The organism is Paenibacillus sp. CH40 (assembly GCF_024213605.1).
Taxonomy (GTDB): domain Bacteria; phylum Bacillota; class Bacilli; order Paenibacillales; family Paenibacillaceae; genus Paenibacillus; species Paenibacillus polymyxa_B.
The window spans coordinates 112768-126459 of sequence record NZ_JANAVQ010000007.1; the positions used below are offsets into that span (position 1 = coordinate 112768).

Consider the following 13692-nt stretch of genomic DNA (forward strand, 5'->3'; position numbering starts at 1 on the left):
ACAAAAAAATGTCTGGATCGTAGTCATCTACAGTACAGACATTAACACACTAATCTTTCCACAATCTTTCTGAAATCTAACAGTGTTGAAAGAATTAAGTATCCATAGAAAGAAAAATCGAGAAGGTGGAGCCACTGCCGTAGCATGACCGTACCTTGATGTAACCACCCTCCGCAGCGATGATTTCTCTAGCTAAAAACAGTCCAATACCTACACCCTCTTGCGAGTTAACAGTGGGGGAGCGATAGAAGCGGGTAAAGATTTTACCTTGTTCTTCTTCTGCAATACCTATGCCGTTGTCGATAATATCAATTCGGCAAAACAAATCGTATGCCATTACTTTTATATTCATGTTTCCGCCTGTCTCTGTATATTTTATGGCGTTATCCATAATGTTATAGATAGCTTCACTCGTCCACTTTAGGTCAAAATAAGCATGGATAACTGTATCCTCCATAACAACTGAAATCCCTTTGGCCTCTGCTTTTGGCATAATTTGCCTTAGTGCAGCATCAAGGAGCTTTTGAACAGATTCCCGCCTTGGCGATACCGTGATAATCCCCGTTTCAAGCCTCGAAGTTTTCACTAATGCATGGATCAGGAAGTTAAGCTTTTCGGCCTGTGCAGAGAGAGCTTTCACACAAGTGAATGCATCCTGCGATAATTCGTATTCACTAAGCAGTTGGGAATACAGCAAGATATTAGCAACAGGCGTTTTCGTTTGATGCGAAATATCAGAAATAAGCTCATTTATTTTATTTTTTTCCGCAAGTAAATTTTTGGAGGAAACAGTACAAATGGAAAGAAACCGTGCCAGCTTTGTCTCTACTGCAGATAAAACGGACTCGTCGAAAACATGCTCTGAAAAGTTGCCATCTATTGCAGTATCAATCATTTCCTGAATGGTTTTCATGGTTTTATGTACGTTTTTGCGATATAGAAGAATAGCAGTCCCGACAGCGAATAAAGCAATAATGGTAATTCCCACACATATGTAATTAAGTACTGCCAAATTATCTCACCGCCCATGTGTAGCCAATACCATAAACCGTCTTAATGTATCGAGGAGAGGAGGGGGAATCCTCCAATTTATCCCGCAGCCTTTTTACTGTAACTGACAAGGCATTTTCACCTACATATTCAGCTCCATCAGTCCAGATGCTATCTATCAAATGATTGCGCGAAACGGTATTGCCTCGATTATCGACTAGGATACGCAACAATTTTTGCTCAGTTTTACTTAATTCAATGAGTGTATCATTCTTGAAAAATTCCAATTTGTTAAAAGAAAAAGAAAAACCATCAAGCTGGAAGGAATCGGCAAGTGGATACCTAGCTCTTTTTAGCTGAACACCAACTCTTGCTCTCAGTACCATAAGACTAAAAGGTTTGGTGATATAGTCGTCAGCACCCAGCTCAAAACCAGTGACGACATCTGTTTCCATATCATTCGCAGTCAGAACAATGACTGGTAAAGCTTTTGTTTTACGTATATGGGTTAAAAGGTCGAGTCCACTTCCATCCGGCAAATTTACATCAAGAATCACTAGGTCAAAGGCAGTAACATTCAATTGTTCTTTTGCAGTAGCTATGTCATGCGTTTGCGTAAATACGTTGTTAGGTTCTTTAAGGGCAAGAACAATACCGTTACTCAAGGCGATATCGTCCTCGATGATTAATATGTGATTCATCATTCTCCTCCTATTTTTTTACTAACCCAAGTCATTGAACTCGATTTCCAGAACTACTCATCATAAACATAAAAAAGGGGCTCCCAAACTCTCCATTTCCAGTTTACCGGATTTTACTCTTATTTGCTCCTTGGATTGCCTAGGCGGGATGTCGAGAAAGTTCTCAGCAGCTTTTTTTGTCCTACTTTAAAACCTCCTCACATTGACAGATACGAGTTGACTGATATAATTTATGCTAGTTGATTTTTGATAATGATTATCATTATTGGAGGGGAGGACAGGGCCGAAGCTTGGTACAGGTTATTGGACAGGCTCCCTTAGTTAGAGATGAAATTGCGTTATTTAATACTGGTTTTTCTGATACTGGCTTTCGCCTCGGTGTTTATTGGTGTTCATGATGTAACTCCACTTGATTTGTTCCACTTAACCAACGATCAGGCGCAGGTGCTCCTGATTAGCAGATTCCCACGATTGATCAGTATCATTATCGCAGGGGCGAGTATGAGTATCTGTGGATTGATCATGCAGCAGCTTACCCGGAACCGATTTGTTTCTCCCACCACTGCAGGGACGATGGATGCGGCACGATTGGGTGTGCTGATGGCTATTATGGTGTTTGGAGCGGCGGGATTCTGGACGAAGATGCTGACGGCTTTCGGATTTGCTCTAGGGGGAACACTGATTTTCATGAAAATACTGGATAAAATCCGTTTCAAGGACCCGGTATTTATCCCGCTTGTCGGTTTGATGTTTGGAGGCATTTTAAATTCGGTAACGACCTTTTTTGCTTACAAATACAACCTGATCCAGGGCATCTCTTCGTGGATGCAGGGGGATTTTTCTCTAATCATGAGTGGTCGCTACGAGATGCTATATCTTAGTGTTCCTTTGGTTGCATTGGCGTACATATATGCGAATCGTTTTACAATTGCAGGCATGGGTGAGGATTTTGCGGCCAACTTGGGTGTACATTACAAGCGCACTGTCAATGTCGGTTTGGTGATCGTGGCTTTGGTATCCTCTGTTGTCATCTTAACCGTCGGGACGATTCCCTTTTTGGGGCTGGTTGTACCCAATCTGGTCAGCATGTATATGGGGGATAATCTGAAAAAAAGCCTGGCCCATACAGCGATCTTGGGCGCCGTCTTTGTGTTGTTTTGCGATATTTTGGGACGGGTGATCATTTATCCGTATGAAATTTCTGTAGGGCTTACGGTTGGTGTGATCGGGAGCGCGTTGTTCTTGTATTTGCTGCTGAGGAGAAGGGCTTATGAATCCTAAATTAAAAATCGGAATATTAGCCGCTGCCGCGCTTGTGTTGATTGCTGCTTTCGTGTTTATAGATCTTCCGCATACCTGGCATTACGCGCTGCCACGACGATTAAAAAAGATCGCAGCCTTCATTCTGACAGGTGGCTCCATTGCTTTTGCAACCGTTATTTTCCAGACGGTTACGAATAATAAGATTTTGACTCCCGGTATTATCGGACTGGATTCACTGTATATGCTGATTCAGACGACGATTATTTTTGCATTTGGTTCCGTCCCTTTCATTTCGACCAGCAAAGAATTGAACTTTTTGATATCGGTGGGGCTGATGGTGCTGTTCGCAGGACTGCTATACAAATTAATTTTCCGCAAAGATGGACGCGGGATTTATGTACTTTTGCTGATTGGTCTGGTGTTCGGCACGCTGTTTAACAGTTTATCTACCTTTATGGAGGTACTGATTGATCCGAACGAATTTGCGAAAATTCAGGACAAGAGCTTTGCTAGCTTCAGCAACGTAAATACCGAGCTATTGTGGCTTTCTGTATTCATTCTTGTTCTCGTATTCGCTTATGCTTGGAGATTCATCAAGTATCTGGACGTGCTGTCGCTCGGACGGGAGCATGCGATTAACCTGGGTCTTCCTTATGGTTTTATCATTAAAAGGCTGCTGGTAATTGTAGCGATTCTCATTTCCATTTCTACAGCGCTTGTCGGGCCGATTACATTTCTCGGATTAATTGTCGCCAATGTGGCTTATCAGGTGATGAAAACCTATCAGCATCGTTATATTATTCCGGCCTCTATCTGTGTCAGCGTCATTGCGTTGGCAGGATGCCAACTGCTGGCAGAAAGAGTATTTGACTTGTCGACAACGGTCAGCGTCATTATTAACTTTATCGGGGGGGGTGTACTTCCTGTACCTTTTGCTGCGGGAGAATAAATCATGGTAGAAGTCAAAAACGTATCCAAACGCTATGGGAATAAAAATGTGGTGGATCAGGTATCCGTCACTGTATCTAAAGGCACCATTACCTCCTTTATTGGACCTAACGGCGCTGGAAAAAGCACCTTGTTGTCGATGATCAGTCGCCTGACTGACAGTGATGAGGGGGAAATCCTCATTGATGGACAGGCCGTGAGCCTGACCAAAAGTGAGGAGCTAGCCCGCAAGATATCCATTTTAAAACAGACCAATGATGTCAACATCCGCTTAACCGTGAAGGAGCTGGTCAGCTTCGGCCGTTTTCCGTATTCCAAGGGCAGATTGAACAGCGAGGATCGCAAAATGGTGGAGCAGTCTATGGCCTACATGGGGCTGGAGGATATGAAGGATAAGCATATTGATTTGCTTAGTGGGGGACAGCGACAGCGGGCTTTTATTGCCATGATTCTGGCTCAGGACACAGAATACATCCTATTGGATGAGCCGCTGAACAATCTGGATATGAAGCATTCGGTTCAGATTATGAAGACGCTGCGCGGTTTGGTGAATGATCTCGGCAAAACGATTCTGGTTGTGTTGCACGACATTAATTTTGCCTCCTGCTATTCAGACTATATTGTAGGGATGAAGGATGGCAGGTTGCTAAAACAAGGAACGGCTGACGAGATGATTGATAGTCAGGTATTAAAGGATTTGTACGATATGGATATTCCGATTCAACAGATCGGTGACCATAAAATTTGCGTTTATTTCACTTAGGGGGAATGTTAAATGAAGAAAAATATGATGTTTTTAACGCTAATGCTTGCATTGGTACTGATTGTGTCGGCCTGTGGCACAGCAGCTCCGGCAACACCGGAAGCGACTGGAAACGGCTCCTCTGCTGCAACAACGGAATCCAAAACCATCTCGGTCAAACACGCATTGGATGAAAACCCGGTCCAAGTCAAAGTTAATCCCAAAAATGTCGTTGTCTTTGATTTCGGTTCATTGGATACGCTGGATAAGCTGGGTGTTGACGTTGCGGCAGTAGCGCAGCAGGATCTTCCTACGTATTTGAGCAAATTTAAAGATTCCAAATATGCAAGTGCGGGCACGCTGTTTGAACCGGATTACGAGAAAATCAGTGATCTGTCTCCTGAGCTGATCATCATCGGTGGCAGACAAGCTGATGCATATAAAGAGTTGAGTAAAATTGCACCGACCATTTCGATGGCTGTAGACACCAAGGATTATATCAATTCCTTTAAGAAAAACGTTGAAACACTGGGTCAAATCTTCGACAAAGAAGATGCTGCCAAGCAGGAACTGGCTGCGATTGATAGCTCCATCAAAGCCGTACATGACAAGGCTGTAGCGAGTAAAGCTAAAGGACTGATCGTGCTGACGAATGAAGGAAGCCTGAGCGCATATGGCTCACAATCTCGCTTCGGTATCATTCATGATGCTTTTGGCGTAACCCCTGTAGATCCTGGCATTAAAGTATCCACGCATGGTCAAAAGGTTTCTTTTGAATATGTACAGCAAAAAAATCCGGATTATATTTTTGTCGTTGACCGTGGGGCTGTGGTGGTCGAAGAAGGCAAGGAACAGGTTACAGGCAAACAAACCATGGAGAATGAACTGGTGAAGAAAACCAATGCGTTCAAAAACGGTCATATTGTATACCTTGATCCTAACTACTGGTACCTGTCAGGTAATGGTCTGGAATCCGTATCTGAAATGATCAAGGAAATGGATGCTGCATTGTAATGAATACATTCACATCATGGAGGATTGTGTAGGATGAAAGGTCATATAGCTGAAATTCCATTAGATGGGTACCTTGTACACATCTATACACCTCCCGTCTCCGTGAATCATAATGAGCTGTATCCTGTGCTGTATGTGCAGGATGGCAGCTCTTTATTTCTAAGCGGGTTGGATGAGCTGGAGAGAGGTTTTTCTACGGGAGAGCTGCCCCGTGTGGTGCTGGTAGGTATTGATCCCGTAAATCGACTGGATGATTACACGCCTTGGAAGGCAGCTGCTTTAGTAGAAGGAAGACCTGCTTTTGGCGGTGGTGGAGATGCCTATCTGGCGTTTGTGGTTACAAAAGTAATGCCGTACGTCGAGGCAAGATATCCAGTGCGCACTGGATCGGAGCATACGGGGATCATTGGCGCCTCATTGGGCGGATTAATTTCCATGTATGCCGTATTCAAGTATAAGGACGTATTCGGACGCGTCGGTTCCATCTCAGGCTCGTATTGGTATCCGGGTATGATTGATTATATGCAATCTGCATCTTGTGCAACTGTGAGGGATGGGCCACATCGTTTGTATATATCTGTCGGGACCCGTGAAGGTGAAGGGAAGACGAATGTACAAAAAGATATGGTTCCGCTGACTCTTCAGGCACACGAGGTGCTGCGGACACAGGGACTTGACGCAAAAGATGTGCTTCTTGAGCTGGATCAGGATGCGGTGCATCGTGTGGATTGTTTTCAGCGTCAATTTCCTAAGGCCGTCCAATGGCTGTTCGGATAGCATGAATGGAATACGAATCTCATACAACAACCTCAAAGGATTGGAGAGCGTGGAGTCTCTATGTCTTTGGGGTTGTTTTTTTTGTATATTTTTTTCGTATAATAAAGGAATATTAAAAATTTAAAGTTATACGTTGTTGGAAGTGAGGGGAGCATAAATGAAAAAAAACCGCCTGGGATCATCCGATTTGCTGGTAGGTGAGATTGGTTTGGGATGTATGTCGGTCGGTACGGAGGAGCAGCAAGGTGTTTACTTGATTCATGAAGCGCTAGACAGGGGCGTAAACCTGTTGGATACGGCGGATTTGTACCAGCACGGACGCAATGAAGAAATCGTGGGTGCAGCGATCCGTGGACGACGACAGGATGTCATCCTGGCGACCAAGGTCGGCAATCGGCGTCTATCGGGGCAGGAGGGCTGGGGATGGGACCCATCCAAGAAATATATTCTGTCTGCTGTTAAAGAGAGCTTGCGTCGCCTTGGAACGGACTACATCGACCTGTATCAGCTGCACGGAGGGACGATTGACGATCCGATGGACGAAACCATAGAGGCTTTTGAGCAACTACAGCGGGAGGGCGTTATTCGTTACTATGGTATTTCCTCCATTCGCCCTCATGTCATCCGTGAATATGTTGAACGTTCGAATATCGTTAGTGTTATGAATCAGTATAGTTTACTGGATCGGCGTGCAGAGGAGGAGGTACTGTCTTTGCTTCAGGAGCGGGGAATTAGCGTGATTGCACGTGGGCCAGTGGCCAGTGGTGTATTGGCTGACGAAGGGGAAGGGAAGATAGCTAAGGGATATCTGGACTACAATGAAGCAGAGCTGCTGGATGTGCGTAAGCAATTAAAGGCATTTGCAGGGTCGGACCGTAGTATGGGTCAGACAGCGATTCGTTATAGCCTTTCACATCCGACTGTCGCTGCTGTGATCCCGGGTGCAAGCTCTTTGGGACAATTGGAGCATAATATTTCTGCTGCGGATATTGCACCGCTAACTCAACAAGAGCGGCAGACGCTACAGCAAATCAGCCGAGCCAATCGTTATGATGCGCAATACCGCTGATAAGGGCAATGATGGTACAAAAGCGTGTTCATCTGTTGCTCCTAGCTATAAACGCTACATTTCAGTCTATAACCGAAGTACACGCTTGAACATGTACCCATCCCAGTTGCAATTTATAAAAGAACCATTACAATATAAGAATAAGCCTCGGTTTATAATTCATATGTGAATATTGAGACGTTATAAATACACTCTAGGAGGGACCAACGAATGGAACGCATCGAATCTCAGCAGCAATATCAGGATTTAATTAACGGTGACGGTCTGACTGTCGTGAAATTTGATACAACCTGGTGTCCGGATTGCAAGACACTGGATAAATTTATGGACGGTATTATTGAGGAAAACGCGGATAAGCGTTTCTTTGCGCTTGATGCAGAGAAATTCCAGCCGATTGCCGAAGAAAATCAAGTGCGCGGCATTCCGAGTCTGCTCGTGTTCCGTAATGGCGAAAAAATTGCTCATTTGCACAGCAAATACGCTAAAACGCCAGCTCAAATTTCGGAATATTTGACTACGCTAGAATCCAAACAATAATCAGAACGCATGATAGGGATAGTTCAGTAAGATCTATCCTTTCTGCAAAATAGTAAAAGGGATATCCAAGACTGATCATTCAGACCCTATGGATATCCCTTTTTAGTTATTGGTTATGGGTACCAAACAATGGCTTATAAAATAATGAAAAAGAACACAGCCGCCAGCACGAAGCGGTAAATGGCGAACGTAGTCAGACTCAAGCGTTTGAGCAGACCAAGGAATGTTTTGATCGCCAGCATCCCGACGATAAAGGCCGTAATAAAGCCGGCCGCGAACACTGGAAAATCACTCATAGACAGATGATCCATACTTTTGATCATATCAATACCCGATGCACCCAGCATGATCGGAACCGATACGAGGAATGTAAATTCCGCGGCTGCCGTATGACTTACACGTGCGAATAGGCCCCCAGACATGGTTGAGCCTGAACGGGAGAAGCCTGGCCACAGAGCTAGGACTTGGAACACACCGATGGTAAATGCTTGTTTGTACGTGATCTCATCCAGCGTATGTGATCTAATAGGCGGATGGAATTTTTCAGCTGCGATCATGAGCAGGCCCCCGATCACCAAACTGTATAAAACCGTTTCAGGACCAAACAGGTATTGCTTAATTACATCACGGAACAGTACGCCAATCAGGCCCGCAGGGATCATGGCTAAAATAATATGTAACAGGTTTAGACGTGGCTGACTTGAGATTTTGCGTCTGAAATCAAACAGACTCAGGAATCTGCGCCAGTATAATACGACGACCGCCAGCACAGCACCTAATTGCACGATAACCTCAAACGTTTTGACCGTATCATTCTCTGTGTTTAATCCTAGAAGATTAGCCGTGAGGATCATGTGACCCGTCGAAGAGACCGGCAAAAACTCTGTTAGTCCTTCAATAATTCCCATAATAATTGAAGATAAAATATCCACTTTACTAGCTCCTCCTTACACGCGTGCAGGGCAAACGACCTAAGTCGTCTGCCCTGGGAATATGTCATTTCAGTAGGAGTGAACGCAAGTGTCACAAGTGCAAAGATAAACGCTCAGGTCACACGGTTCACTCCCGGGAAGAAGTGTCCGATTCTGCTTCCAATTCAGATGCGGGGGATGTGTGGTGTAAAATAATCTCCACCCGACGAATACGATTTTTACCCATTTCACGAATGATAAATTTCACATCATCTTCTATGAATTCCTTGCCCTGTCTAGGTTCCGGAACCCGGCTATACACCCACCCTCCGACAGTATCCACGTCTTCATTGTCCAATGTCAAGCCAGTCAGATCACTCAGATCGGAAAGCATTACTTTACCATCCATCAAATAACTGTTCTCCGTCAGTTTCTCGATTTCCTTCCGTTCATCCTTATCAAATTCGTCCCGAATTTCGCCAACAATCTCCTCCAAAATGTCCTCAATGGTGATGAGGCCGGAGGTTCCGCCGTATTCATCGACCAGGAGAGCAATATGAACCTGCTCCTTCTGCATACGTTTCAGCAGCGTGTTGACGGGGATAACTTCTGGAACGGTCAAGATCGGTTGAATCAGGCTGTCGAAAACAAGCTCGGGATTGCGATCATACTCAAGGAATAGCTGTTTGGTATTAATCATACCAATGATCTGATCCTTGCTATCTGTCGCCACCGGAAAACGGGTATACTGCTCTTCGTGAATAGTCAGCATGTTTTCTTGTAGCGAGCGATTCGTAAACAAGCATACCATATCTGTACGTGGCACCATAATTTCTTTGGCAACGGTCTCGTCAAAAGCAAAGATACGATTTACGTAGCCATATTCGGTGTTATTGATCTTACCACTTTCCACGCTTTCGGACAAAATGATCTGAATTTCTTCCTGAGAGTGTGCTTCTTCATGCTCACTAGCTGGCTGAAGACCAAACAGACGAACCAGACGATTGGCCGAGCCGTTAAGGAGCCAAATAAACGGATACATAATCCGGTTAAACCACACGATAACTGGAGAGGTTAACAGACTGACAGCTTCCGCCTTGCGGATTGCCAATGTTTTGGGAGCCAGTTCACCGATTACCACGTGCAGGTAAGTTACAATGACGAATGAAATAATAAAGGCCAGGATATGTGAAAAATCCCCATTGATGTTGAGCTGTTGAAAGAGAGGCTCCAGCAATTTGACTACGGTCGGTTCACCGAGCCAGCCGAGTCCCAACGCTGTAATCGTAATACCAAGCTGACAGGCGGACAGGTAGCCGTCTAGATTATTGACGACTTTTTGTAGCGCCAGTGCGTTTTTACGGTTCTCCACGACCAGCTGATCGACCCGGCTGGAACGGATTTTAATAATCGCAAACTCGGTAGCCACGAAGAAAGCACTAAATAAAATCAACACCGCAAACAAAAATAGACTGACACCTATACCCATATAATTTTCACTCATCCCTTTTTCGTTCAATTTTTTAAGGAACTCCATTTTAAGTTCACTTGAACTTATTTTAAGAACTTAAAAGAAAATATACAAGGTTCATATGGAATCGTAGCAGGTCACCTATCTCCAATTTACACGGAAAATAAGGCATAATAGAACCCGCACGGCTCATTGCTTCGCTTTACAAGCCTAGTTTGAGAGCGTATGATGAGTTCAAATGAACTTGAAATGTAAGAAAGGGAGGAAAGCAGATGGAGTCTTTTACCCTTACTCGTCGTGATATGGCCCATTTGCTGCTGGCCATGGAAGGTCGCCGCGAATTGCAGCCTTTGGCCGTTCTGCAGGACGCCTGGAGGCGCACTCATAGCCATCTCGCCCGCTCCGGGAGCACGATGCCGACATTTTTATACACCGACGTGACACCTGTGCTAGATAAAATTATCAAGGGTAAGCACAGCGCAGCCTTTTCGCTGCAGGAGATTGTTTCCCTGGGTCAACTGGTCGAATACAGCCATGTCTCACTGGCATCTATGCAAAATTGGGTCAAACGCGACTTCAAGGAATTTCTCGGCGCTCCGAAGATCGGCAAAAAATACTCGGTCAACCAGGCAGCTATATTGCTCATTGTGGAAGATTTAAAATCATGTCTTGATTTTGAATCCATTCGTCAGCTATTTCATATCCTGTTCCAACAACCCGAAGATGATACGGACGATCTGATTCAGCCGGTCGATTTGTACGCGGCCTATTCAACTTTGTTTGAGGAGCTGGATGCGAATGGAGACCAAATGCTCGATGTTGCTGGAGCAGGCTATGCAAAGGACAACGGAAATTCCATTACAGGACAGCAGCGTCAAGAAGGTGCGACAGAGGAGCTGCTGGTTCAGGCGGCTGATCAATACACCAGTCGTTTACAGCATTTGACCCCTAACCAGTGTGAAGCAGTGCGTAATACTTTGTTGGTGGCAGCAGTAGCGGTGCAAAATAGTTATTTTTTGTCCATGGCACGTCGGTATGTGAATGCGACGTTGTTTCTGGACTTCCAAGGGTAAATCAGGATTGGCACTAGAAGCCAATCCTATTTTTTTGCTCTTTTTAGAGGATTGTCTACCCTTTTGGAGACTGAAAAAGTATACAAAAGAGGTATATACACTAAAACGCTGTCAAAGATACAATAAACATATATAATCCAGCAATTGGAAAAACTTTGAATATCTCTTCCAAAGCATCTGGATACACACACAGGAGGTAATGGCATGTCCGATGTCTCCATCATCATTTGTACCCGCAACCGGATCGAAGACCTGACACGCTGTATACAATCTATTGCAGTACAGCAGCAATTGGAGCATACGGCTGTAGAACTGCTAATTGTTGATGACGGCGATATTTCCGACCAACAGATCGAGCAGTACCGTCACATGGTATCCGGATTGCCTCAAAGCGTTTTGAAATATTATAAAAAAAGTCGTCCCGGCGTTTGGTTATCCCGCTATGAGGCCTTGTCCCTTGTGCGGTATGATATTGTGCTGTATTTTGACGATGATGCAGAACTGGACGATAAACTCTATATCCGGCGCTTGCTCGATACCTATGATCAGGATGAAACGATTGTGGGTGTTGGAGGGATTGCAAAGGGATTACATTCGAGCCGGGCAGGAAAGCTGCTGGGCGTTTTGACATTTCAGATGTCTCCATCCCTCGGCAAGCTCTCGCCTAGTAGTCTGGCAGGTTCTTTGCTGCGTTGGGGCGAAGCAACGGAGGTTTTCGATACAGAATTTTTCCATGGCTGCAATATGTCATTTCGGAGGGATGCGCTTCGGGACATGAAGCCGTATCCGTGGATGACCAGTTATGCCGTGGCTGACGATTTGTACATGTGCCAGTTGGCGAGCCGTTACGGCAAATTGGTTATCAATCCTGACTTAACCATCATTCATCATGAATCCCCAAGCTCGCGCGATAAGGCGGGCAAAGTAGCCAAGGCTACAGCGATTAACCACTATTATTTTCTTGCCTTGAAAAAGGCTGGAGTGATTCAGTATGGAGCCCTTTTATGGACCTTATCCTACTTGATGCTCAAAGAAACGCTGCGTCGCAATTTTAATGCCGCAGATGGATACAAGCAGGGGGTGTTGTTCATTCTGAACCCGCGCAAGCAAAAATATAACGAATATTTAGGCCCGGCGGTTCAGTAATCCGTTTTATACACATTGACAGGATAAAGGGGGAGTATGATGTTAAGCTTGTCCATTGCTCTGTGCACCCGAAATCGGGTTGATGATCTGACCCGATGCATCAATTCAATTGCCATTGGGGGAGCACCGGAGGCATGTGAAACCGAGCTATGGATTATTGACGACGGAGAACTGCCGAAACATGTGCTGGAACGTTATGAGCGTCAGTTGGGCAGAGCGGGAATTACCTACCGATATCATCGTAAGGAGCAGCCGGGATTATGGTTATCTCGTGTAAAGACAGCTGAACTTGCGCAGGGTGACATCATTTTGTTCCTTGACGATGACGTTGAGCTGCCGAGCAGCTACTTGAATGAGTTGATGCGTACCTATGAGGCTTACCCGCAGGCCGCTGGTGTCGGCGGTATCGCACAGGGAATGAGTAACAGCTTCATGGGAACAATTCGATGCTTGCTGTCATTCCAGCAGTCTTTGTCCAAAGGAAGGCTATCCCTCAGCGGTCAGTCCGGCTCGATGTATAACTGGCATAAGGCCAAGAAGACGTTTAGAACCCAGTTTTTCCATGGCTGTAATATGTCATTTCGTCGTGAAGCGATTCGCGGTCTGGAGCCGGTACCTTGGTTGCAAAGCTATAGCGTAGGCGAGGACTTATTACTTTCGCGCATCGCGATGAAAAGCGGTCCGTTATACATTAACCCGGCGCTTACGCTGCTTCATCACGAATCGCCGTCCTCACGCGACAATATGGAGCAGGTTACTTATATGCGGGTGATGAATCATATTCATTTGCTGCGTGACGAGGGATCTGGGCCTATCGGTTATGCAGCACTATACTGGACGACGTTGTATCAGATTTTGAGAGAAAAGCCCAAGAAAAATCATACTGCCATTCAAGGCTATAGAAGAGCGCTGAAAGCGATCTTTTCAAGCCCGAAGGAGCCTGTTGGCGGGGGACAGTTGCCTGAACGTAATTCCAAAAAAACGGTAGGCTGATGGAGGTGCGTCATAAGACGCGATTGAGCATAGAGACGAGAGGCTTAATAAGGAACA

13 protein-coding genes and 1 pseudogene are annotated in these 13692 nt (G+C 45.1%); 10 read left to right on the forward strand and 4 right to left on the reverse strand.

All coding sequences use genetic code 11. From position 1 onward, the window contains the following. Positions 1-94 precede the first annotated feature (94 nt). Positions 95-1012: a sensor histidine kinase gene (locus NLX73_RS19375; RefSeq protein WP_254327058.1), complete on the reverse strand. Its 918-nt coding sequence runs from the start codon at positions 1010-1012 to the stop codon at positions 95-97. 1 nt (position 1013) lies between these two features. Continuing rightward, entirely contained in the window at positions 1014-1691 is a 678-nt protein-coding gene (locus tag NLX73_RS19380; RefSeq protein ID WP_254327059.1) for a response regulator transcription factor, read from the reverse strand. Between the two features lie 327 nt (positions 1692-2018). Here NLX73_RS19380 and NLX73_RS19385 point away from each other — a divergent pair, with 327 nt between their 5' ends. The 7 genes and pseudogenes from NLX73_RS19385 to NLX73_RS19415 all read left to right on the forward strand — a co-directional run bounded on the left by NLX73_RS19385 (position 2019) and on the right by NLX73_RS19415 (position 8041). Then, positions 2019-2972, forward strand: coding sequence for an ABC transporter permease (locus NLX73_RS19385; protein ID WP_235309909.1), 954 nt, complete (start codon positions 2019-2021; stop codon positions 2970-2972). Beyond that, a pseudogene (locus NLX73_RS19390) lies at positions 2962-3913 on the forward strand (iron chelate uptake ABC transporter family permease subunit). The gene NLX73_RS19385 and the pseudogene NLX73_RS19390 overlap by 11 nt, the downstream one beginning before the upstream one ends. Beyond that, complete coding sequence (locus tag NLX73_RS19395; protein ID WP_254327060.1) at positions 3907-4665, forward strand: iron ABC transporter ATP-binding protein; 759 nt, start codon at positions 3907-3909, stop codon at positions 4663-4665. Before NLX73_RS19390 ends, NLX73_RS19395 begins: the two are co-directional and overlap by 7 nt. A 12-nt stretch (positions 4666-4677) precedes the next feature. Next, on the forward strand, positions 4678-5658 hold the full coding sequence (locus NLX73_RS19400; RefSeq protein ID WP_061828929.1) for a siderophore ABC transporter substrate-binding protein: 981 nt from the start codon (positions 4678-4680) through the stop codon (positions 5656-5658). Positions 5659-5691: 33 nt separating this feature from the next. Beyond that, complete coding sequence (locus NLX73_RS19405; RefSeq protein WP_254327061.1) at positions 5692-6435, forward strand: alpha/beta hydrolase; 744 nt, start codon at positions 5692-5694, stop codon at positions 6433-6435. A gap of 157 nt (positions 6436-6592) precedes the next feature. Then, positions 6593-7504, forward strand: a complete 912-nt coding sequence (locus NLX73_RS19410) for an aldo/keto reductase (RefSeq protein WP_254327062.1) — start codon at positions 6593-6595, stop codon at positions 7502-7504. A gap of 210 nt (positions 7505-7714) precedes the next feature. Continuing rightward, the gene (locus NLX73_RS19415) at positions 7715-8041 is read left to right on the forward strand and encodes a thioredoxin family protein (RefSeq protein WP_013312008.1); all 327 of its coding nucleotides are present in this window, start codon (positions 7715-7717) and stop codon (positions 8039-8041) included. Positions 8042-8175: 134 nt separating this feature from the next. Here the strand turns inward: NLX73_RS19415 and bacA are convergent, their stop codons facing one another. Both bacA and NLX73_RS19425 read right to left on the reverse strand, forming a co-directional pair. Next, positions 8176-8973 (reverse strand): undecaprenyl-diphosphate phosphatase, encoded by a 798-nt coding sequence (bacA, locus tag NLX73_RS19420; protein ID WP_081112421.1) that lies wholly within the window; start codon positions 8971-8973, stop codon positions 8176-8178. Between the two features lie 127 nt (positions 8974-9100). Continuing rightward, a complete protein-coding gene (locus tag NLX73_RS19425) occupies positions 9101-10471 on the reverse strand; it encodes a hemolysin family protein (protein ID WP_061828973.1) in 1371 nt (456 codons plus the stop codon). Positions 10472-10695: 224 nt separating this feature from the next. Between NLX73_RS19425 and NLX73_RS19430 the strand changes: the two genes are divergently transcribed. The 3 genes from NLX73_RS19430 (at position 10696) to NLX73_RS19440 (ending at position 13635) form a co-directional block, all read left to right on the forward strand. After that, on the forward strand, positions 10696-11496 hold the full coding sequence (locus NLX73_RS19430; protein WP_103048283.1) for a DUF1836 domain-containing protein: 801 nt from the start codon (positions 10696-10698) through the stop codon (positions 11494-11496). Positions 11497-11700: 204 nt separating this feature from the next. Then, positions 11701-12642, forward strand: a complete 942-nt coding sequence (locus NLX73_RS19435) for a glycosyltransferase family 2 protein (protein WP_235309915.1) — start codon at positions 11701-11703, stop codon at positions 12640-12642. Between the two features lie 39 nt (positions 12643-12681). Continuing rightward, a complete protein-coding gene (locus NLX73_RS19440) occupies positions 12682-13635 on the forward strand; it encodes a glycosyltransferase family 2 protein (RefSeq protein ID WP_254329508.1) in 954 nt (317 codons plus the stop codon). Positions 13636-13692 lie beyond the last annotated feature (57 nt).

Coding starts and splice junctions, on each gene's coding strand:
- NLX73_RS19380 (WP_254327059.1), bottom strand. CDS start 1,691: ATGAATCACATATTAATCATCGAGGACGATATCGCCTTGAGTAACGGT.
- NLX73_RS19385 (WP_235309909.1), top strand. CDS start 2,019: ATGAAATTGCGTTATTTAATACTGGTTTTTCTGATACTGGCTTTCGCC.
- NLX73_RS19395 (WP_254327060.1), top strand. CDS start 3,907: ATGGTAGAAGTCAAAAACGTATCCAAACGCTATGGGAATAAAAATGTG.
- NLX73_RS19400 (WP_061828929.1), top strand. CDS start 4,678: ATGAAGAAAAATATGATGTTTTTAACGCTAATGCTTGCATTGGTACTG.
- NLX73_RS19405 (WP_254327061.1), top strand. CDS start 5,692: ATGAAAGGTCATATAGCTGAAATTCCATTAGATGGGTACCTTGTACAC.
- NLX73_RS19410 (WP_254327062.1), top strand. CDS start 6,593: ATGAAAAAAAACCGCCTGGGATCATCCGATTTGCTGGTAGGTGAGATT.
- NLX73_RS19415 (WP_013312008.1), top strand. CDS start 7,715: ATGGAACGCATCGAATCTCAGCAGCAATATCAGGATTTAATTAACGGT.
- NLX73_RS19430 (WP_103048283.1), top strand. CDS start 10,696: ATGGAGTCTTTTACCCTTACTCGTCGTGATATGGCCCATTTGCTGCTG.
- NLX73_RS19435 (WP_235309915.1), top strand. CDS start 11,701: ATGTCCGATGTCTCCATCATCATTTGTACCCGCAACCGGATCGAAGAC.
- NLX73_RS19440 (WP_254329508.1), top strand. CDS start 12,682: ATGTTAAGCTTGTCCATTGCTCTGTGCACCCGAAATCGGGTTGATGAT.